Here is a 21,309-nt window from a genome sequence, read left to right on the forward strand (position 1 = left end):
GGACTATATTGTAATTCAACCTGTCATTCAAGTCATCCTTGTTTGGAAATGCGATGATGACGGGGGTAACTGGTCAAATGACAACGATATTCGGTACGATACAGTTGCAAGACCAACCATTTCCGGAAAGGAGATTTAAGAATGTCAATCATGAAGAAAAAGTGGAGGGAGACGTTGTTCATTCTGCTCAGTACCCTCATGACGCTAACTGTTTCCTCGGCTTCGGTGTTCGCATTGCCCCGTGAGGGCACAGATAATCCGCCTCCTCCCGTCGAAGAAGAGAGCGATTATCCTTCGCCTGAACTCGTACTGCCTTCCGAGCAGTCCGTTCGATCGGCTTGGCCTGGTGCACTATGGCTGAACGACCCTCTCCCTTCAGGCAACAAGACCCGGGTAATCGTTGTCCTGAAAAGCATCACCGTGTTCGAAGATAACGAAAGCGGCAACGACGAATGGCGTTACAAGGTAAAGATCGGGAACCACACATGGCACTTACCTCGACAAGACCTCTACTACACGTACAAAGATAACATTACATACCCTTACACACATAATTTCAACACAGGCTTATTCAACGAAACGTTTGATCTGACAAACGGGAATACCCTTGGTATCTACTTCGAGGTAGAATCAAGGGAAATCGACACGTTGTTCGATGATGTCAGCAAAGCGAACGGCGCTCTAGGATTCGTCATTCCTGCTGAGAAAATCTGGTATCACATCGACACGGGCGGAGACGCACCCGTTCGATTTACATTCGAGATATCCGCCGTACCCGGAAGCACTCCGTCATCGTTCTAATAATTTCCGAGCGCTTCTTATACAGGCAGCAAGACCGTAAGAGTTAATGCCTGTTTGTTTGCAAACTCTGGATTACCTTTGTGATACGGTTATTGCCTGCCCGTTAGCTTAATTACCCTTGCCCCAGTGCAATTAATTTCCCGTCGGGAATGGGATCAAGTTTCTTGTCACTAGTCCATGACAAGAACTTGATCCCATTAGACAAAAAAGCCGCGATTTACGCGACTTGTTATGGGACATTGTTCTTGATCTCCGACACGAAGACTCTTTTAGATGATTGCCTTCCTAGCAACAATGAAATATTCTTGAGAACTCTTCTTCAAGCAATCTGTTTCGACAATTGACAAATTCCCTTTCTCAATGGTATGGACCAGATTACGTATTTTAAATGGTCTTATACTCGGCATTAAACCAACTCTGCCCGCAAAGCTTAACAAGTTTCTCAGAAGCATCTTTTCTCCCACGCAGGGTGTTGCAGAAATGAATAATCCTCCTGGTTTCAACAGTTCATTTATTCTAAGTAGCACGATATGCTCATCTTCCAACAAATGCCTCTTCCTTATACCTATCATCAAAAATGGTCGTATGGGCATAGTTGATATTTGCGATGTTGCTCTCTTTTGCCTTCTTTTCGGCAATTGCGATCATGTTAGAAGATATATCTATCGTATGAATCTCGTTTACATCTTCGGCAATTTCATTGGATATTAATCCAGTTCCGCAGCCGAGATCCAACGCCAAGTTGCTTATTTTGAGATGCTTTTTCGTTCGTTGTATGATTTGGCGGTAAGTCTGTTCATCCTTCATCTCGATTTGATCATATTGGCTTGCGGTTTTGTCCCAGAAACGTTCGGATTTATTCATTTTCGTTCCTCCGGTTGAATCCTTGAATGATTAGCCATAGAACCAAAACTAATTACTGACAGGCTATTGGAATATTCAAATCCTAGAAGTAGCGGACGACGTGAAACCGATTTCCTGAAGCGGCTCCGGACGCAGAGAATAGATGCTTTTTTGAGCAACCGATCGTACTGCAACCAAACCGGCTTCCCTCAAGACTCGGAGATGCTTGGAAACTCCCGGCTGACTCAATTGGCAAATGTCCACAAGCTCCCCCACCGTATTGCTGCGTCATTGGCTTCTCAAGTCGATGCTTCGGCACTGCGCCATATGTAACTCCATGCTCCAGGTAATATTTTAGCAAAGTCAAAGTCTCGCCTCCACTTAATTATGGTAAATTCACCCGCAGAAATAATCTCGAATATATGTTCGCTTGTAAAGTTTAAGACATTCACCAAGCATAACTGCCAGTGAGTTGAGAAACGGCAGCCGATCGTTCAGGCCGGCTGCCGTTATGTATTAATTGAGCTATTGTAGACTATTTCTCCAACTCATAACGGGTCGCGATAATGCCCGACTTGAGCGTTAGGCTGGACAGCAGCTTGAGCTTGATTTTCTCGACGCTCCCGTCGAATACCGATATTCCGCCGCCCAGGACGACCGGACAAATCGTCAGTAGGAATTCGTCGATCAGGCCGAGCTCAAGCAGTGTCTTCGCAGCCCCCGGGCTGCCGAAGATAACGAGATTTTTGCCAGGTTGATCCTTGAGAGCCTTGATTTCCTCTGCAATATTGTCCTTGATCACCATCGTATTGTTCCATTCCGCCTTGTCCATCGTGCCGGAAATGACGATCTTCTTAACATCCTGCAACCATTTAGCATGCTCCATGCCGTGCCTCGACGCATTCGGATCATCCAGCACCGTGGGCCAGTAGCTCTCCATCATCCGATACGTCGTACGTCCGTATACGGGTGAGCCGACTTCGGCTACGACCTCCTCCGCGTATTTCTCTAATTCCTCGTTGTACGGAATCCAATCCAGTCCTCCGTTCGAATCTGACGCATACCCATCCAGCGACACATGCATGAACAATACGAGTTTTCTCATGTCCGTTTCTCCTCCGACTTCGAATTTATTTGTTTTTTTTGGCCGTTGGCCAGTTTTTCGTCCTGCTGTTACGTTCATAATAAATCATTACGTTACGTAAGGATCAAGGGGGAATATGAATTTTTTTGCAGACAGCCATGCTGAGCAAAACTGCCCGTTAGCTTATTGAAATATCGGGAATAGGTACATATTCTTGTTATCAAGCAGCAATCAGTACACATTCTTGACATCCGACAATACCCCATAAATCTATACACATTCCTTTTAGCAAGGTCCCAAAAGTAGTTTTTCTAAACAGTCTGACCGCTTTCCCTGTTTCGGGAAAGCGGTAATGTTGTGTTTACACGTTATTTATAGCTCTCGTGAAGCTAACCACGAACGAGATAACAAAGGCAAGTACATTGAGAGCCGTTGCGACGATTCCGCATACCAATCCTGCGATTGCCATACCGCGGCCTCGCACCTGTACTCGCAAACGGGAATGGGATCAAGTTATTGTCACCAATCAAGGAGAAGAACTTGATCCCATCAATAGAAAAAGCCGCGATTTACGCGACTTTTAATGGTGGGACTATGTTTTTGACACCCGACACTTGCCCAATTCGGAGCTATGTTAATCAGGTATGTCGAAATCGGCGCGGGTAATCTTTAGCCTCAATCTCCTACGATCCTTATGCTGTTTTAAAGCCCATCTTAGCGCGTGTCCGCACCTTCCCACCGCCGTCCAAGTATAACCGCGCCTCAACCGCCAGCATGCCGGCAAATTCCTTGCCATTACCGGTGTAGGATTAGTTTTCAGTTCCGCAATGTGCGAATGGGAAAAAATACGCTAGAAGATCCTAAGCCTTCAGCACCTGCTCCGCCCACAGGCGCATTCGCGCAGCATAAGGCGCCAGCTCGTGCTCGGTCGCCAACTCGTTCAGCAGCGCCGTGACGAGGAAGCGCCTCGGCTCGTCCTTCCCCCCCTCTTCCCGAAGCAACTCCAGGATCTGCTCCAGCTCCCGCTTTCGCACATTTGGCACGCTCAGCTCGCGGATCGTGGAGGCCGCTTGCTCGAGTATCACGGCGCCGCAGCGCTCGATCGATTCCCGCAGCGTCTCCGGCTGCTCGGACTCGAATTCCTTCATCAAGCTGGCCGGAAGCATCGGCTGCGCCTTCCGGGCGAGCAAGCCCGCAACCAGATCGTCCATCCGGTCGGCGAAGTACGCCGCAAGCGCCGGTATCGATAGAGGTTTAGCGAACGTCTTCATCAAGTGAAGATACTCCTTCCCGATCGAATTCAGGATTATGACCGCATCCCAGACGTGGGGCTCGAGCGCCTCCCCATAGCGGCGTTGCAGCACCCCGCGATTGAAGTTGAGGAGTCTGGCGCGCTTGCGGAAGAGCAGCGGACCAAGTTTGTCGCCAGAGATCGGCGGCTTCTCCTTCAGTGAATTGGCCACGAACAAGCCGTGATTGAAGAAGTAGTCGAGCTGATGGCGGATCTCCTCGACGAACAATTCGCGCGGTGTCAGCTCCGTACGCTCGCCGATTCGCTCGGATTCCTCCATGATTCGTGCGAAATGTACCTCCATGATCTCGATGTACAGGTCCTCCTTAGATGGAAAAAACTTGTATAACGAGCCCTTGGCAATACTGCAGTCGTCCGCGATATCCTGGATGGAAGTCGCCTCGTAGCCCCTCTCCGCGAACATTCGCTCTGCCGACTCTACGATTTTGTTTTTGAGAATACTCATAGGCCCTCCAGAAAAATAAAGATTGACAAACGTTGCTTAACGCGATACAAATAGGCCTGTAGACTTTTTTGACTGATCGGTTTTTATTAAAACTGCATAGTCAAAACGTTAACGGAAAATCAGGATTCCGTCAAGGTTCAAGTCCGTTATTTCGGAAAGGATGAAATCAATTTGGAAAATTCGCGTTCGGCCTCACCAGACGTCGCTGTACCCTTCTCGCTGCTCAAGCTACTTCCGCCGCTCCTCGCCGTTATTATCGGCATGTTTATGGTTATCCTTGACACAACTGTCGTCAACGTAGCGATCCCGACGCTGGTCGACGACTTCGGTACGACCCTGCATCAACTGCAGTGGGCCGTCACCGGCTATACGCTGGCGCTGTCGGCCGTTATCCCCCTCGCGGGTTGGATGACCGACAAGTTCGGCTCCAAGCGCATCTTCATCGCGACGATCGTACTGTTCTCGCTCGGCTCCGCGCTCTGCGCGCTCGCGACGAACACGGAACAGCTCGTCCTATTCCGCATCATTCAGGGGATCGGCGGCGGAATGGTCGCTCCGATCGGCATGGCACTCGTCTTCCGCATCTCGCCGCCCGAGAAGCGCGGTGTCGTCATGGGAGTTCTCGGCATCCCGATTCTGCTAGCGCCCGCGCTCGGACCGGTATTGTCGGGTTACTTCGTCGAATATGTATCTTGGCACTGGATTTTTCTGATCAACCTGCCGATCGGCATCGCCGCCGTGATCGTCGCATGGCGCTACCTGCCCGTATTCGAACGAGGCAAACCGCCGGCGATCGACATTCTTGGGATGATCCTCGGCCCTGTCGCTTTCGCCATGTTAGCGTTCGGCGTTAGCGAGGGCGGCACGGACTGGGGCTCCTCCCGGACGTTGACCGGCCTGATCGTTGGCGGCATCGCACTGCTGCTGTTCATCTTCGTCGAGTTGAGGCACCGTCAGCCGCTGCTGGAGCTGCGCGTTTTCCGCACCTTCGCGTTCACGCAGGGCATCATCTTGTCCTGGATTCTGTATGCGGCGCTGTTCGGTTCCATCATTCTCTTCCCGCTCATGCTGCAGCAAGTCAAGGGCTACACACCGCTTGAGACCGGCCTCGTCCTGCTGCCGCAGGCGCTGGGCTCCATGCTTTGCATGCCGATCGGCGGCCGTCTGTTCGACCGTATCGGTGCGAGACCGATCGTGATCACCGGTACGTTGTTCATCTCTTCAGCGCTGCTAATCATGTCGCAGATCACGCTCGACCGTCCGCTGTATGTCATCATGCTGAACCTGTTCCTGCTCGGCTGCGGAATGGGGCTGTCGATGATGACGATGAACACCTATATCCTCAATACAGCGCCCAAGGATCTGGTCGGCCGCGTCACCCCGCTCACTAACTCGGCCCAGCAGGTCATCGTCTCTTTCGCGGTAGCCGGTCTAACTGGCTATCTGTCCACGCACAGCGATAAAGTCATGACAGCCTACAAAGGCCCAAACCCGCTCGAAGCAGCTGTCGGCGCGTTCGGCGACACCTTCCTGCTGACCTCGGGCTTCGCGATCGCCGGCTTCGTGCTCAGCCTGTTCATCCGCCGCGTCAAACCGGTCGCGCAAAAAAGCGGATCCGGCGAAGTGCGGGCGGAGGAGAGTATGCTGGCCGGTCACTGATTCTGCCCGATAGTTTAATAAAAACCGCAGCCGATCTCTTGGTCGGCTGCGGTTGCGTCTTAATGAGTTCACTATTATCATCCGCCGGGAATGGGATCAAGTTCTTGGCTTCCGACAAAAATGAATCAGGGATTCTTACATGACGTATTCAAGCATTATAATATTTCAATGTACCCTTCCGTCCCATTTACGCGAATTCGTTGCCCATTTTTGATTAGTGCGGTCGCATTTACCACCCCAACAACTGCCGGCAAGCCGTATTCACGCGCGATAACTGCTCCATGGGTCATCAGTCCGCCAACTTCGGTGACTAGACCTTTTATAGATACAAATAAGGGTGTCCAGCCAGGGTCGGTAAAAGCGGTGACTAATATATCTCCGTCTTCCAGATCGGCGTTTTCCATGTCTAAAATGACCCGAGCTCTTCCTTCTATCGCTCCGGAAGAAACAGGTAAACCTACGATCGCGTTAGGCGGCATATTTTCTCGATTATACTTACCCTCAATGATTTCGCCATCAGACGTGATGACACGCGGGGGAGTTAGTTTTTCGAAAAATTCGTAATCCTCTTTTCGCTTGTTGATGATTTGATCCTCAAGTTTATTCATGCGTACGACTTCGTGAAGTTCTTCAAAAGCGAGATAGTACATATCTTCTTTGTCTTGGAGGACCCCAGCTTGAACGAGTCGTTCGGCTTCTTTCAGTAGAGCCTGCTTATAAACGAAATAGCGACTGACGATGCCGTATTTCGGATATTCCCGGTAGCCGATGAAATTTCGGATGAGATCGATCATTCGTTTTGTTTCTTTGGCTTTTTGTTCCCCATCCGGTAATTGTTTCAATCGATCTAGTAACTCTTGTTCTTTTTCCAAGGCTTCCCGGCGTCCTTGCTCAAATTTTCGTTTTCCGGCATTAGGCTCAAAGTTCTTGATGTTGCCAAGAATCATGGGGACAAGCGTAATTGGTTTTTCACTCCAACGGGTTTTCGTAATATCGATTTCTCCGGGACAGCGCATTCCGTATTTGCTGAGGTAATCATAGATGGCGTCTTGGGCCTTACTTCCCCCCTCAAACTGAACCAGATCAACCAAAAAGTTATCTTCTTTTGCATGCTGCAAATAATCAATTACTTCCGGATAAGGGCGAATGACATCCGCGACATCCAATAGCGCGAGTCCCATTTCCGAAGTAATATTGTGGGGTACAGATTGAGAAAGAATATCTGCCGCGTTTTTTTCGCCTAGCCACTCGTTCATTTTTTCATTGATCCATGATGAAGCGTTCATAGCAGCCATAAACACAGCCGAACTTTGCGGGTCAAATAAGATCTTCTTTAATTGCTGGATATCTTCCAAAATAAAATCAAATAAATCCAATCCCGATTTTGTTTGGATGTTCTGTTTTAACTCCTCTATCGATGCTTGACTTCGCTCAATGAAACGAGAAACGATTGTCGGATCGTCCTCGAATTGCGCTGGTAAATCTGTATGAATTCTGCCCGGAATCGGTGTTGTTTGATCATTGGGTAACAATTTTATAAAATCCCGCTCTATTAGGGTCTTGAGTGCTCCTTTAATGAGCGGATCGGATCCCACGGTATTTAATAAAGTTTCCCGGCCGGCAGATGTAGTCAGCCTAGATGCAACATCAACGAACAACCTCCCACCGGCTTTACGCATAGGTGCAGGAGTAATCATCAAATAAAAAGACAATCCCAATGGTCTTATGGGATCTGTCATCATTTGTTGGTGACCAACGGATAGATAGACGTGTTTTGCTTGATCATTTGCTTCGGGGATCGGGTATAAAGTAGTGATCGGCCGACTCTGGACAATATAAAATGTTTCTTCAGCCAAACACCATTCGATATCTTGCGGGCAGCCAAAATAAGCTTCGATCCGTCTTCCTATGCGTGCCAGTTGTAAAATTTGTTGCTCAGTGAGCGTTTGAGACATCTGCAGGTCAGGATCGATCTTCTTTGTCTCCGTTCCGCCTTCTTTCCTTCCATAGATAGCGAATTTTTTGGATGAGATCCTCTTCTCGACGATTTCCTCTTCCTTCACTTGATAACAATCGGCAGAAACCAAGCCTGATACCAGGGCTTCTCCCAGTCCAAAACCGGCATCGATGGAGAGCAATTTTCGGTTAGAAGTAACGGGATCGGCGGTAAATAAAATCCCTGAAGCCTGAGGGAAAACCATCTTTTGAACAATAACGGATAAATAAACTTGCCCGTGATCGAATCCATTCTGCATACGGTAGATGACCGCGCGCTCCGTGAACAGGGAAGCCCAACATTTGCTGATATGCTGCAAGATCGCGTCTTTCCCGATAATATTTAAGTAGGTATCATGTTGACCGGCAAAAGAGGCATGCGGCAAATCTTCGGCTGTCGCGCTAGAACGCACTGCATAAGCATTTTCCTCGCCATATTGGGAAAGATAGCGAGCGACTGCTTTCACAACATCGGTAGGGATATCTACTTCCGTAAGGGTTTGTCGAACCTTTCTGCTGATTTCACCAATTTGAACTCGATCCTCTAGGTCAAGCAGAGTTAGTCGACCCAACAAATCATTATACGTTTCGTTTTGTTCGATGGCTTTTTGGTACCCTAATGTGGTAACACAAAATCCTTCCGGTACTTGTATCCCTTGAATTTTTGATAAATCCCCTAAATTCAACCCTTTTCCGCCAACGAGCCAAAGCTGCGTTTTTTCCAATTCCTGAAAATCGATAACCAAAGTACTCATCCAACATCGCTCCTCACTATTAAATTGAGAAAAACAATTGACAAGAGCTCACCGGAGTGGTACGATAAGAGTGTAAGATAGGATAATTTTGTGCATTTGTCTTAATTTAATTGGAATCTGATTATAACATCATGTCTGTTTAAGTGCAATATATAAAGAACCTGGACAGCCGTTCTAGGTTCTTTTTTTGTTTTCTACTAACACGTTACAAAAAAAAAGACGCCAATAATCAGCGTCTACTTGTACTGAATATGTTCTACAGAATTAAAACCTAATCCCAGACTTTTGGGCGTTCTATTCCCGCTATCCTCAGGTAATCCAACAATTGACCAGTGTGAACAGATTCGTGGTATGCAATCCTCATTAACATATCTCCTAATGTCCGAACGTATCCCACATCGCTTCGATCAATCCGTACAGTTGACAAGTCATCTTGAGAGAACGATCTAACAGTATTTATGAATTGATTTCTATAAGTTTCGGCGAAGGCCAACTCAACTTCCACCGAAGAAAATAAACGATTATCAAAAGGAGAATCATAGGAAGGTAAACTTCCCTTGTTAATCAAAGCCAGATGATAATAATGTTCACTATCCAAGACATGACGTATCATTTCTTTAATGGTCATGGCTTTATTATCGGGTTGCCAATCCAAACGGTCTTCAGGAATTCCACTCCACACCTTTATACTTCTACGGCGAATTTCTTCAAAATTCAATATAATGATCTCTATAGCATTCACTGTCAATATCATCTCACTTATTAAAGGGATTGTTCTTACTATGAAGTTTAAGGCTCAAGATAATCAAAATCAACTCACGGAAAACATTTCCTCATCTCATCTGCTACTTGATCCCATTTCCGATCTATATGTAAATCGGGAACTCCAGACGAAACTTATAATGCCCTTGGTCGTGGATAAGCGTGAGATCGCCGCCATGCAATCGGGCAAATACTTTGAGAAATGGCAAGTCCTAGCCCGGTGCCCGATCCAAGCGGAGCGTTGTCCGAGGCGCGACCGTAACGCGCACCATTTACCGATATTGCTCCATTAGTTTGTCCAGCATTTCTCTCATAATATGGATCAACTCGGTTGGCGCTTTTACCTTTGCATCCGTACCCAATCCAATAAAAAATTGGCCGAAAAATGGAAGGCTGCTCGCGGGGACTTGATGGCCCAGCCATCCTGTGCCGTCTTCTCGAACATGAATTTGCATCTTGTGCGCCGGCCACATTTCGGACTCGAATCTCTGCACCCCTGTTGCAGTAAGCTCTACATAAAGTTCAATTGCCGGACTTTCCTCTTCAAGATAAGACTCCCAGTTTCCTGTATGCACTTGCGTCAAATCGACCGCTTTCTGTTCGGACAGTTCAACGGATCTAACCCGGTCACAGCGAAACAAGCGGATATCGCGGCGGTGAAAGCAATAGGCCGGGCAATACCAGAACCCGTTGCTGGCATAAATTCCGATCGGCTGGACGTCTCTTGTTCGCTTATGCTGTTTCGATTCGTACTCCATGCGCACTACTTTTTGATCGATCGCAGCATCCAGCAACATGCTCAAATAAGGCGTGCTTGCATGTCTCATCGGCGTAACCAGATCAAATCGTTCCCGCATCCGGTCGATTCGGTCCCGAATATCTTCCGACATATAAGAGTAAAATTTCCGCAACACGGAATCTGTTTCCGCCACAAACGGAAGATACGCGTAGTGCCTCAATGCATGGCTGGCAAAAAATACGGCAAGCGCTTCGCCTTCCGTAAAAGCAACCGGGGGCAGCATTCTCTCGTTTAGCATTTTATATCCCCCATGCTGACCGACCTCCGAATAAAAAGGAACCCCCAGCGCGCTCAACTCCTGCATATCCCGCATAATCGTCCGCGTGGAAACTCCAAATTCACTGGCAAGCTCTTTGGCGTTGAAAGACTTCTTTTTGTTGATGGCCATCATAATCTCGATCAGTCTTTTGGACTTTGCCATTATAAACTCCTTTTCATGTATTACGACAAGAATTGTCACTATTGTACGATACGATGCTAATGAAGTCCAAAACAATAAAAATTGGACAATTAAAATTAAAGGGAGATGTTTAAATGTCAATGCGCACAACGCCGTTTATTATGCTGGATGGACAAGCTGCGGAAGCGATTGAGTTTTACCGGGAAGCTTTGAACTCGAAATTGCTGTACAAAACTACGTACGGGGAAGGCAAGGATGCCGATGGTTTGCCTGAAGAAGCGAAAACCCGCATTGCCCATGCCGTGTTGCAAACCGGAGAAAACGATATGATGGTCGCCGACCTCTTTCCGGGGCAACCTTATGTTGTCGGAGATCAGGTGAATATTTGCATTACGGCGACGCAACAAAGCGATATTGAAGAAATGTTCAATAGATTGAGCGAAAAAGGGCAAGTGGTGTTCCCGTTGCAAGAAACTGATTTCAGTCCCTGCTTCGGAATAGTGAAAGATCGATTTAACATTACGTTCCAATTGTTCATGAATGATACAACTAGCAGTTGGAGCTGAATATAAAAGGCCTTGTCCGGCGGCAGTCTGTAACAGAAAATGATCAACCTTTTGCAGAGAGACCATTCCTAAGCTAGGAATGGTCTCTCACGATTTAATAGCAGCCCCTACTGTTGACAAAACGACCAAAAGGGCTCAACTTTTGTCCGGTAAAATTCACTAATCGAGCCTTTGCAGCGATTCGAATAAACGTCTTAAATGATTAGATAAGCCGCTTTTTTCCGCCAGAGTCCAATCAGCCAAAGCTTCACGCATTTTGCGCTCACGGGCGAGGCTAATCATTTCGTTGATTTCCTCCCCGTAATTCGTCAACTCAGACACACGAATCCGAGAATCCGAACTTGATGGATAAGTATGAACCAGCCCGGTGGTCTCTAACTTATCGATTTGCCGACTAACGCTCGAATAGTTTTTCCCCATCATGGCAGCCAAATCACCGACGCTTGTCGGTTGGAGATGCGCGATGCCAACGAAGACGCGAAAAGTAGCTGCATCCAGATTTACGCCAGCAGCTGCAATCATTTTCTTATCACGGTCTGGCCGATTGATAATGGAAACTAAATCAATCAGCGTTCTAAAAATCTCGTTTTCCATTTTTTCTATTTCACCCTTACAACTGGACGAGGCGTCAACGGGGCATTCCAAGCCTCTTCGATTTCTTCTAGAGCAAACTCCGTTGTGTCCATTTTTATCTTCCCCTCGGCTGTCATTCCGAAAACGCCTTTAACAGAGGATAACATATCAGCTTTAGAAACGCTCTTATCTCCGCTGCCTACGAGCTCGATTGTTGATGAGCGTAAAATAGATGAAGGTAAATGAATGTTCTCTTGTCCTGATGAAGTTCCAATACTTACAAAACGGGTAGCACGATCCGTATTCGACTTAGCAAGTGCCGACATGATGGCGAATGCGCTGTCGCCCCAAAGGTAATCCAATATCACATCGACACCTTCGGCAATGACTGGCATTAGGGCGTTTTCAAACCTATTTTGTCCGTTGTCGGCTGTCATATCGAATGCAATGGCCTCATCGGCTCCAAGTGCTTGCAGCTTCGATTCGTTGCGTCCCGTTACAATGACCTTCTTGGCCCCCAGGCCCTTAGCAATCTGAACTGCCAAGCTACCGGATGCCCCAGTGGCGCCATTAATCAAAACCGTTTGACCAGAGCTGAAACGTGCTCGAAATACCAATGCAGCCCATGACGACATAGCAGGGTTGGCGATCGCGGCAGCAGTAAGATCATCTATATTATCCGGTAACCGGACAGTCAGCTTTTCATTGACAATGGTTTGCTCAGCCAAACTGCCGTATGGTGCAGTAGGCAGAGCAAAGTAAACACGAGTCCCATCTTCCAAAGTTCCAACACCGTCGATACCGGCCACTATCGGAAAGTTAACTTCCGATGAGTAGTGCATACCCATTGAACGGAACTTGCTAACTCGACTCAAGGCTGTTGCCGATACGTGAATTAAAACTTGCCCATCTGACGCGACGGGGAAATCAAAACGACTCATTACGGGAATTGTTCCCTTCTCCTTCACGACTGCTGCCTTCATAGCGTTTATGCCCTTCTTTCACCTAAGGTTTATGTGCATTTTGCACACAATTAGTATAGCATAAATTATGTGCAAAATGCACATTCTTTTGCCAATGTTACTGAGACAGTTCCATTCCCTCCCATCTATGAGGCGTTGTTAATGGAAGAAACGATTGAGCTTCTCAGGGAAGCAGGCGCAAGGCTTACAACAAAGATCGGTCAGACCATTGGTATCATCGGTGGTATCGGGGCCGCGCCGTCAGCGCGTGACTTACTCATAGGTCATTTCAAAAAAAATTCCGACCTGATAACAAAGAAAAGAGCCTTAGCAGCGGGCGAAGAAACAGTCACGAATGCAAAGGATAAAAGTCATTTCCAAACACATACTACTATACGGTTACAAATCAACTTAGGAGGAATTTAACAAAAATGACTTCCAAAAAAGACGAGGTATTAAAATCCACGGCTCAATCGGTAGTGACGGCGGAAATCGCGGAAACCGTTAAGACGGAAGTAGCGAATGAGCTTTCTCCATTAGAGAATCAGCTTAAACAAATGCAACAAATTTTGTCTCAAGCTCAGCTATCGTCTAATCAAAGCTCGAGCTCCGCTTCGTCGGGATCGACAAGCCAAAATCAACAACAGCTCGATCAACTAGTCAGACAAATGAACCAATTCAGCACTGAAATTCAAAACCAACAGAAACAATCCATCCAACAGCTTCAACAGTCTATCCAACAAGCGAACCAAACCTTGAATCAAGCCAATCAAACCGTTCAATCTTTTCAAATGTTAAGCCAAATGCAACAGCTTATCCAGCAATCCCAACAACAAGCCAATCAAATGACGCAACAAAACTCCGGCTTCCAAAATATGAACCAAAGCAACATGAACCAAAACAGCATGAATCAGACAACAATTCAATAAACCACAAGGGGTTGCGTAGGCTTACGTAGCCCCTTTTTAAAGAAAGGGAAATGGAAAAATGCTCATAACCATCCTGATCGCGATCTTGCTGGCGTTAGCAATTGGAGTCGTTATTCCGAGATCCCTTTCTAATAAAAACTCCGCCCTCCCAAAACAAGCTCCTTCTCCGTTAAGAAATCGGTTACAAGCAAAAACGGATATCGAGGCTGCTCTCGAATTTGAAGCGTACAAACAAAAAAAAGAAACTTCCGTCAACATGCTTCAAGATGAAATGAAAGAAATCCAAAGAAAGTTCGAGAAACAATACCACAACGATTTTGAAAAATTAAAAAGCGAAATTCAATCAGGAGTTATTCATTCTCAAAAAGAAAATCAAAAACACTTAAAAAAAACTAATGAAAATATGCAAGATTGGATTAAACATTTATTGCATGCGCAGCGAAAAGAGCTTCAGGAATCTTATCAAAAAACAAATGACAAAATCAAGCAAGATATACAAAGTGAAATTAAAAGCACCGGGCAACAAATTCAACGCGAAATAAGGATAGCGAGACAATTCGTAAAAGAAGAAATTCAAAAAGCAACCTTGAAAGCTTCACCAAAAGCGACACCAAAAGCTACGGTAGCTGAAAAATCGAAAGAGCCTATAACGGAAAACCTCGAAAAACAATTAAATGAAATCGAAATTACGGAAAATCAACTTCAAACGAATATATTTAATGAACTAAATCATCAATTGGCCGACGCGCAAAAAACAATGGCGCAAATTCAAGCCCAACTGGAAATGCTGCATTTGCTCCATGCATTAGAATGCGAATTTAAGAATCAGACCGTATCCATGACCGAATAATGCCTTGGCTGTCGAGAACGTCTCGGCGGCCGTTTTCATTTTCGCTGTCCGGAATATCATCTTCCATTCAATATTTTAAAGTAAATTACGAGCGGCATTAGTACAAAAACAGCGGCAGTCCAGGACTTTTTTTCTCGTCCTTGGCTGCCGCTGCACTCGACCTGAATTTCCGTCTTCACTTCGGTTGACAATCGCTCGGCGGTCTCGATCCCTTCCAGATAACGTTGTCGCCGTAACCTTTTCCCCAGTCGTACATCATTCGCAGTATCGGAAACAGGCTTTCGCCATATTCGGCCAAGGAGTATTCCACTTTGGGAGGCACGACGGCGTATACCTTTCTTACGATCAACAGGTCTTCTTCCAATTCCCTCAACTGATTCGTAAGCATCTTTTGCGTAATGTTGGGAATCAGCTTCTTTAACTCGCTGAATCTCTTGGTTCCTTCAAGCCCAAGGTGCCATAAAATGATCAGCTTCCATTTGCCGCCGATCACGGCAAGCGTAAGCTCCTTCTCGCAATTGATCTCCTTCAGGTTAATGCGATCTTTGATGTCAACCGGCATGCGCTCCGTCCCCTTTCGATCCAAGTATGAAAGTCCCCACCGCATGCGGTGAGGACATCGTTCAGGCTCATGTCAGACTTCTATTGTACCCTATTTTACTCCAGATTGGCATGATTGAGAAACATGCGGCCCGAATCGGACCGCTGCTTGTCCATCAAACGGATTACGATCGAGTCGTAAAAGATGAGCAGCGTCTGTTCAAAAAGGGAAGCCATCGGTTGTATCGTGCCATATTCGGCTTCGGTTTTGTCCTTAGGCGTTCCGGGCAGCTTGACCGCAACATCCGCCAGCGAGCCCAATGTGGATTCGGGATGGATCGTAACGACGGCCAAAGCCGCGCCGACGCTTCTCGCCTTGTGTGCCATCGACACGAGGCTTTTCGTCTCTCCCGAGCCGGAACCGATAATCAGCAAGTCCCCTTCGGCGATGGCTGGCGTTATCGTTTCCCCGACTACGTACGTCGCGATGCCGAGGTGCATGAGACGCATGGCGAACGCTTTGCCCATTAATCCCGATCTTCCGGCACCCGCCAGAAAGATTTTCCTCGATTGCCCGATGAGGGCGATCAATCTGTCCGCTTCCGCTACGGAGATCAAAGATACGGACTGTACAAGTTCGTTTACTATTCTTTTCGCGTCGATCACGGCTAGACCCCGCTAACCAATCTTTTCATTTCGGCTGCAGTAGATTTTTTATCCGCTTGTCCGGTGATTCCTCCGCCCACGATGACCAAATCCGGTTTCGCGCCGATGACTTCCGGAAGCGTGTCTAATTTGATCCCGCCAGCGATCGCCGTTTGGGCTTGCTTCACGACGCGTTTAATCGCCGCCAGCTCCTCGAAGGAGTTTTTCCCGTCCGCTTGATGATCGTAGCCGGAATGAACGCAAATGTAATCCACCCCGAAAGCGTCGATCTCTCTCGCCCGATCTTCGATATCTTTAACGTTGATCATGTCCACCATGATCTTCTTCCCATGTTTTCTTGCTTCGGCTATGGCGCCCTTAATCGTCGAGTCGTCGGATACGCCCAGAACGGTAATAATGTCCGCTCCGGCTTCGGAAGCTTTCATGACTTCATAACCGCCCGCGTCCATGATTTTCAAGTCCGCAAGCACTCGTAGATTAGGGAACGCTTCCTTAATTTCCTTTACGGCTCTTAACCCTTCGTTAATGACAACCGGCGTTCCGATTTCCACGATATCGATATGTTCCGCCACTTCCGCGACCAATTGTTTTGCGCCGGGAATGTCGACGAGATCCAATGCTAATTGAAGTTCCATAGGTGCACTCTCCTCATGTACGGGTTGTTGTCGTTGCAAGCCCCATTGTAAAGGGGTACGCCCGATTCGGAAAGTAGGCACTTTGGCGTGCGATAGTTACCCGGAGGATACCGTCAAAACTAGAAATCGTTAGTTTCTAAAGCTCCGCGGTGCTTATTCAGCTATTGTTCATGAGCAAGAATATTGATAAGTTTGCCAAACGGGTCGCGGACATAGAATCGTCGAACGCCCCAAGGCTCATCAACAGGTCCATATTCTATCGGAAATCCAGCTCTCTTCATCCCTTCTAAAGCATCATCGACATCATCGACTTCAATCGATAGATCAGGCGTAGGCGTTTCTGAGCCACCTTGCGAGGCGAAACTAATTTGAATGCTCATCTCCTCGTTCGAACCATAAGTTCTGATCCAACCATGATCCATCCTTAAATCAAGGCCGAGCACATCCTGGTAGAAGCTTTTAGCTGCCGTGATATCCTTCGTATTTATATTGGCGACGATTCGTTTGACCTTCATTTCAAACCTCCCAAACATAAAACGGATTAGTCGTGAATTGGAACGAACCTCACCGAATCCGGGTTGACTAGGTAGTACCGCCGAATCCCTGTTTCAGTCGCCTTTTCTTCCGGCAACAATTCCTCATACCCGACAAAAATGCCCGAAAGCCGCCCGATAACGGCCGTGCGCGCAACGCCGCCTCGAATCTCCGCCTCTCTTCGGATAAAACCTTCATCGACCGGCTTTTTAAAGCTTGGCCAACCGGTTACGGATTCAAAGCGATCGGCAGTCGAGAAGAGCGGATCTCCGTTCACGACATCGACGAAAAGCCCTCGAAGCGACATGTCCCATGCTTCGTTCTCAGCTATCTTGGCAAAGACGCGATGCTGCGTCGCCTCAAATTGCCGCTCCGTAAGCCGCTTGCGCAAGCTCTCCAAGTCCTTTTTCGTCATCCAATGCCTTTCCGTGAACGACTTGCGTCCCGATCCATCCATATACATCTTGTATTCGTAAGGATTTTTTCGATAATAGCGCTGGTGTTCTTCCTCTGCAGGATAGAAGGCTCCAGCCGGCACGATCTCGGTTACAATCGGTTTCTTGAATCTTTTGCTGGCCTTCAGCGCCTTTTTCGAGGCTTCGGCGGCCCTACGCTGCTCGTCCGTATGATAAAAGATCGCCGTTCGGTAGGAAGAGCCTCTGTCATAGAACTGCCCTCCGGCGTCGGTCGGGTCGATGAGCTGCCAATAGATGTCTAACAGACGCTCATAGGGGAATAGTTCCGGATCGAACGTAATCTGCACAGCCTCCGTATGGCCAGTCGTCTCGCGGCCTACTTCCTCGTAGGTCGGATTGTCTGTCTGCCCTCCTGTGTACCCCGAGACGACGGACCGGATACCGGGCAGCTCGTCGAACGGCTTCACCATGCACCAGAAGCAGCCGCCTGCGAATGTGGCGATTTCAACCCGAGGATTAATGTAATTAATCATCTTGCCCCCCCTTCTCTTCCTTCCTCTTAGTATAGGGGCCAGCGGCTTGACTTCAATAGTCGCCGTCAGACGATCACGCGGTAGTGGAGATGAACAACGCCGCTTCGGAAGCGTCTCTCACCGAGCAGCTCGAGCCTCATGCTGAGGTTGTCCGGGAATGCTCGCTTACCTCCACCCAGGACGATAGGATTAAGAAGTAGATGACACTCGTCGATCAGACCCGCGCTCATCGCCCGCCCAGCAAACTCGGAGCCGCCAATCGTAATGTCGGCTCCTGAAGACTCTTTCAACCTCCGGATCGCATCAGGATCGAATCCGCGTTCGATCCTAGTCTTGGCGCTTGACACCGTTTGAAGCGTCCGGGAATACACGATCTTCTCAGCCGCTCGCCAGATTTGCTCGAATTCCCGCTTTTCCTCCGGTAGATCGCCGCTGGCGTTCGCCGTCTCCCAGTACGCCATCGACACGTACATTCGACGCCCGTATAGGTAGGTGCCAATCGTCCGCTGGAAGTCAGTCCAGAACGCATACGTCTCGTCATCGGAGATCGACCACTCGATATTGCCGCGCTCGTCCTCAATGTATCCGTCCAAAGATACGTTAACAGGGTAGATCAGTTTAGCCATTCAATAACGCCCTCCAATTTTCAGTTTCCAACGAGACCAAGGCCTGCTTGTTCTGCCGATTCATATGGTGATGAACGATTCGTTTATGGAGCTAAGTATCATCCAATTTTATCCAACTTCCACTTGTCCACCAGAGTATACCCAATCCCTGAAATCGAGCTAAGAAACATCCATTCTTATATTAACACATATTGGAAGTATCAGAGTTCTTTCCCTCAGTGACTGACAAGAAAATGGTATGCGGTCCTGCCGGGTTCCTTCCAAGTTCACTTAAAAAAAACAGCCGCCTCATCCATCGATGAAGCGCGCGTTCGACAACTAATACGGCAGCAATTGACCGTAGCCTGTGCTGTTCGTCACGTGACCTTCGTTTCTCCCGTATACGAATCCGACGAACTCGTTCGAGCGGCGATATATATTGAACTCGGCTTCCGATTTCTGGACTTTCCCTCCTATCTTGTTGTCCCCGACAATACCTCCGACGTAAGCCGGCCCAGTGGTAGCCGCGTAGATAACGCCTTTAGCGGACGATTTCTTAATCTTACCGGAGTTGACGCCCGCTATGCCGCCGAGAAGAGCATCGCCGATGATCGACACTTTGTCGGTCGAAGATTCATTGATAACACCATTGACATCATTGCTGCCGACGATGCCACCGCCGCCGGAAGTTGTGGTGACCCATACATAGAACAAGGTACGGCTATTTCGAATTATGCCGTTATTATATCCGGCTATTGTTCCGACGTGCTCCAATCCGGTTATGCTTGTCCCTTGAACTTCCACATTGTCTATGATCCCGAAATTTAGCCCTGCGATGGCGCCGACTTTAGAATCTCCTCTAATGGAGGCGCTCTCTATCCTCAAATTTTTCACAACGCCGCCTGCTTCGATACGACGGAACAACCCGTTCCCCATACCACGGAAACCCAAGATCTCGTGATTATTTCCGTCAATGACGCCAGAGAAACTGTCAATAGGAACCCATTCCAGGAAACTAAGATCGAGATCCTGACCCAGCTCGAAATATGCGGACGGATTCAAACGAACCAACTGGAAGTCCCCGTAATTGCATATCACAAAAGGCAATTTCTTTGATCCATCACCGGTTTGCTCGCATGTATTATCTGCGTTCGGTGCTGCTGCAATGGCTTGGCTTGCTAATGAGGAAACCAGAACGATTGCCATAATGAAAGTCAATAACCTCTTCACGCGATCAACTCCTTTTCATTTTATAAAACCTCGATTACAATAATTTCAATCCTCTAAGGTATCCCCCCCTTTGCGGCGACCAGTTACAGGACTAATTATATAATGTTGGAAATTTAAGGTTACAGGGTATATTCTGAATATTTATGATAATATAACAACCTTCCTTACTATCTCATGGTTTCGCAGAGGAGTACGTTGAAGCTTCAAGCGGTTCAGAACTCCATAAATAGAAAAAGCCGCGATATTCGCGACTTGTTATAATTCTCAAGCTTCGGCGTATGCAATTTGGTCAACACTTTTGGCTTCCTAGGACGTCTATACCGAAAAGGGAATTTCATATTGTCCTATGAACCGGCGAACAGTTATTTAACGGGCCTCCAATCGTAATATTTCGTCGTTTCGTCTTCTTTTTCCGGCATGCCCGGGAGGATTAAACCGCCGTCCACCTTTAGGCTTACGCCGGTAATATAGGATGCGGCATCGGATGCTAACCAATATACCGCTTCGCCAATGTCTTCCGGTTTACCGACCCTCCGGAGCGGTATTTTTTGACCTAGTTTTTCGTAGTATTCATTATCCACCCGTTCTAGCTCCGTCGCGCCGGGCGCCACATTGTTGACGCGGATGCCATTCATGGCCAATTCGATCGCGATAGATTCGCTAGACCGTTGAAGAGCGGCCTTCATTCCACCGTATAACGAATCATGGGGATAGGCACGCGACGCTCTCGTCGAGGTAATGTTGATTAGATTCCCCTTAATGCCGGTCTCCAGCATATGGCCGCCGACGATTTTCATCATAAGAATAGGGGCGACGAAATCAACATTGATAAAAGAAAGTATATCTTCCGCCTTCATCTCAGTCAGTTTTGCCGCATATCCTACCCCAGCATTATTAACGAGAAGGTCAACTTTCCCTAAGGCATCTATCGCTTCCCTTGCATAGCGCTCTACGAAGCAAGGATCCGATAAGTCTCCCTTGACTGCATGCAAACGACTTCCGTAGCTACCCGTTACAATCCCCCTTAGATCACGAATCCCTTCATCGTTCGATCGGTAAACGGTAGAGAGAACATACCCCTCGCGTGCAAGCACGATGGCGATCCCTTTGCCTATACCGCTACTGGCACCGGTAACGATCGCGGTTTTTCGGATGTCATTGTGCATGCTTTCCTCCCTTATTCGATGATTCCGAGATTTACATAACTTGAATCGTAACGATGCCGTCCGGCTGCGTGCGTTGTACGCAATGAAATGATTTGACGGCGGCAAAAGCAAATTTTCCGATGGAATCCGGACGGTTCTTACCTGAAGCGTCGTGTGTTTTTCCACGATGAGTATGTTTTAGCAGAAGCATTAATTTTATGCATGAAAATTTTTAGTTTCATTCAGCACCAAATTTTATGGGACGCGATA

22 protein-coding genes and 1 pseudogene are annotated in these 21,309 nt (G+C 47.6%); 6 read left to right on the top strand and 17 right to left on the bottom strand.

The genetic code is table 11. The annotated features are described in order from the left end of the window. Positions 1 to 141: 141 nt before the first annotated feature. Positions 142 to 801, top strand: coding sequence for a hypothetical protein (locus FPL14_RS29175; RefSeq protein ID WP_182301044.1), 660 nt, complete (start codon positions 142 to 144; stop codon positions 799 to 801). 534 nt (positions 802 to 1,335) lie between these two features. Here the strand turns inward: FPL14_RS29175 and FPL14_RS29180 are convergent. From FPL14_RS29180 to FPL14_RS29195, 4 genes are all read right to left on the bottom strand, one after another. Further along, positions 1,336 to 1,665: a methyltransferase domain-containing protein gene (locus FPL14_RS29180; protein WP_182301045.1), complete on the bottom strand. Its 330-nt coding sequence runs from the start codon at positions 1,663 to 1,665 to the stop codon at positions 1,336 to 1,338. Between the two features lie 75 nt (positions 1,666 to 1,740). After that, positions 1,741 to 1,920 carry an ArsR/SmtB family transcription factor gene (locus tag FPL14_RS29185; RefSeq protein ID WP_182301046.1) on the bottom strand — a complete coding sequence of 60 codons (180 nt, stop codon included), beginning with the start codon at positions 1,918 to 1,920 and terminating at the stop codon, positions 1,741 to 1,743. A gap of 259 nt (positions 1,921 to 2,179) precedes the next feature. Then, on the bottom strand, positions 2,180 to 2,749 hold the full coding sequence (locus tag FPL14_RS29190) for a dihydrofolate reductase family protein (protein ID WP_182301047.1): 570 nt from the start codon (positions 2,747 to 2,749) through the stop codon (positions 2,180 to 2,182). An 839-nt stretch (positions 2,750 to 3,588) separates the two neighbouring features. Further along, on the bottom strand, positions 3,589 to 4,485 hold the full coding sequence (locus FPL14_RS29195; RefSeq protein WP_182301048.1) for a TetR/AcrR family transcriptional regulator: 897 nt from the start codon (positions 4,483 to 4,485) through the stop codon (positions 3,589 to 3,591). 171 nt (positions 4,486 to 4,656) lie between these two features. Between FPL14_RS29195 and FPL14_RS29200 the strand changes: the two genes are divergently transcribed. Continuing rightward, positions 4,657 to 6,144, top strand: a complete 1,488-nt coding sequence (locus FPL14_RS29200; RefSeq protein ID WP_407644633.1) for an MDR family MFS transporter — start codon at positions 4,657 to 4,659, stop codon at positions 6,142 to 6,144. 155 nt (positions 6,145 to 6,299) lie between these two features. Here the strand turns inward: FPL14_RS29200 and ppsA are convergent, their stop codons facing one another. The 3 genes from ppsA to FPL14_RS29215 all read right to left on the bottom strand — a co-directional run bounded on the left by ppsA (position 6,300) and on the right by FPL14_RS29215 (position 10,876). Further along, positions 6,300 to 8,894: a phosphoenolpyruvate synthase gene (gene ppsA / locus FPL14_RS29205; protein ID WP_182301049.1), complete on the bottom strand. Its 2,595-nt coding sequence runs from the start codon at positions 8,892 to 8,894 to the stop codon at positions 6,300 to 6,302. 271 nt (positions 8,895 to 9,165) lie between these two features. Further along, positions 9,166 to 9,636: a DinB family protein gene (locus FPL14_RS29210; protein WP_182301050.1), complete on the bottom strand. Its 471-nt coding sequence runs from the start codon at positions 9,634 to 9,636 to the stop codon at positions 9,166 to 9,168. Between the two features lie 292 nt (positions 9,637 to 9,928). Continuing rightward, entirely contained in the window at positions 9,929 to 10,876 is a 948-nt protein-coding gene (locus FPL14_RS29215) for a helix-turn-helix transcriptional regulator (protein ID WP_182301051.1), read from the bottom strand. A 113-nt stretch (positions 10,877 to 10,989) separates the two neighbouring features. Here FPL14_RS29215 and FPL14_RS29220 point away from each other — a divergent pair, with 113 nt between their 5' ends. Continuing rightward, positions 10,990 to 11,421 carry a VOC family protein gene (locus tag FPL14_RS29220; RefSeq protein WP_182301052.1) on the top strand — a complete coding sequence of 144 codons (432 nt, stop codon included), beginning with the start codon at positions 10,990 to 10,992 and terminating at the stop codon, positions 11,419 to 11,421. 159 nt (positions 11,422 to 11,580) lie between these two features. Here FPL14_RS29220 and FPL14_RS29225 read toward each other — a convergent pair whose 3' ends face one another. Together FPL14_RS29225 and FPL14_RS29230 are read right to left on the bottom strand one after the other, a co-directional pair. Continuing rightward, on the bottom strand, positions 11,581 to 12,015 hold the full coding sequence (locus FPL14_RS29225; protein WP_182301053.1) for a MarR family winged helix-turn-helix transcriptional regulator: 435 nt from the start codon (positions 12,013 to 12,015) through the stop codon (positions 11,581 to 11,583). A gap of 5 nt (positions 12,016 to 12,020) precedes the next feature. Then, positions 12,021 to 12,977 (bottom strand): quinone oxidoreductase family protein, encoded by a 957-nt coding sequence (locus FPL14_RS29230; protein ID WP_182301054.1) that lies wholly within the window; start codon positions 12,975 to 12,977, stop codon positions 12,021 to 12,023. Positions 12,978 to 13,037: 60 nt separating this feature from the next. On the opposite strand from FPL14_RS29230, the pseudogene FPL14_RS29235 reads away from it, so the two are divergent. From FPL14_RS29235 to FPL14_RS29245, 3 genes and pseudogenes are all read left to right on the top strand, one after another. Further along, positions 13,038 to 13,205, top strand: a pseudogene (locus tag FPL14_RS29235) (spore germination protein); the annotation flags it as partial. A gap of 182 nt (positions 13,206 to 13,387) precedes the next feature. Then, positions 13,388 to 13,885 (top strand): hypothetical protein, encoded by a 498-nt coding sequence (locus tag FPL14_RS29240; protein WP_182301055.1) that lies wholly within the window; start codon positions 13,388 to 13,390, stop codon positions 13,883 to 13,885. Positions 13,886 to 13,943: 58 nt separating this feature from the next. After that, on the top strand, positions 13,944 to 14,735 hold the full coding sequence (locus FPL14_RS29245) for a hypothetical protein (protein WP_182301056.1): 792 nt from the start codon (positions 13,944 to 13,946) through the stop codon (positions 14,733 to 14,735). 175 nt (positions 14,736 to 14,910) lie between these two features. Here the strand turns inward: FPL14_RS29245 and FPL14_RS29250 are convergent, their stop codons facing one another. The 8 genes from FPL14_RS29250 to FPL14_RS29285 form a co-directional block, all read right to left on the bottom strand. Beyond that, on the bottom strand, positions 14,911 to 15,297 hold the full coding sequence (locus FPL14_RS29250) for a winged helix-turn-helix transcriptional regulator (protein WP_182301057.1): 387 nt from the start codon (positions 15,295 to 15,297) through the stop codon (positions 14,911 to 14,913). A 95-nt stretch (positions 15,298 to 15,392) separates the two neighbouring features. Further along, positions 15,393 to 15,941 (bottom strand): 6-phospho-3-hexuloisomerase, encoded by a 549-nt coding sequence (gene hxlB, locus FPL14_RS29255; RefSeq protein ID WP_182301058.1) that lies wholly within the window; start codon positions 15,939 to 15,941, stop codon positions 15,393 to 15,395. Between the two features lie 2 nt (positions 15,942 to 15,943). Continuing rightward, complete coding sequence (hxlA, locus tag FPL14_RS29260) at positions 15,944 to 16,576, bottom strand: 3-hexulose-6-phosphate synthase (protein WP_182301059.1); 633 nt, start codon at positions 16,574 to 16,576, stop codon at positions 15,944 to 15,946. 161 nt (positions 16,577 to 16,737) lie between these two features. Next, the gene (locus FPL14_RS29265) at positions 16,738 to 17,091 is read right to left on the bottom strand and encodes a VOC family protein (RefSeq protein WP_182301060.1); all 354 of its coding nucleotides are present in this window, start codon (positions 17,089 to 17,091) and stop codon (positions 16,738 to 16,740) included. A gap of 26 nt (positions 17,092 to 17,117) precedes the next feature. Beyond that, on the bottom strand, positions 17,118 to 18,059 hold the full coding sequence (gene msrA, locus FPL14_RS29270) for a peptide-methionine (S)-S-oxide reductase MsrA (protein WP_182301061.1): 942 nt from the start codon (positions 18,057 to 18,059) through the stop codon (positions 17,118 to 17,120). A gap of 65 nt (positions 18,060 to 18,124) precedes the next feature. Further along, on the bottom strand, positions 18,125 to 18,685 hold the full coding sequence (locus tag FPL14_RS29275; protein WP_182301062.1) for a dihydrofolate reductase family protein: 561 nt from the start codon (positions 18,683 to 18,685) through the stop codon (positions 18,125 to 18,127). Between the two features lie 318 nt (positions 18,686 to 19,003). Beyond that, positions 19,004 to 19,894 (bottom strand): M26 family metallopeptidase, encoded by an 891-nt coding sequence (locus tag FPL14_RS29280; protein ID WP_182301063.1) that lies wholly within the window; start codon positions 19,892 to 19,894, stop codon positions 19,004 to 19,006. Positions 19,895 to 20,256: 362 nt separating this feature from the next. Further along, the gene (locus tag FPL14_RS29285) at positions 20,257 to 21,060 is read right to left on the bottom strand and encodes an SDR family NAD(P)-dependent oxidoreductase (protein ID WP_182301064.1); all 804 of its coding nucleotides are present in this window, start codon (positions 21,058 to 21,060) and stop codon (positions 20,257 to 20,259) included. Between the last annotated feature and the right edge of the window lie 249 nt (positions 21,061 to 21,309).

The sequence above is a fragment of the Cohnella cholangitidis genome (assembly GCF_014107495.1).
Taxonomy (GTDB): Bacteria; Bacillota; Bacilli; order Paenibacillales; family Paenibacillaceae; genus Cohnella; species Cohnella cholangitidis.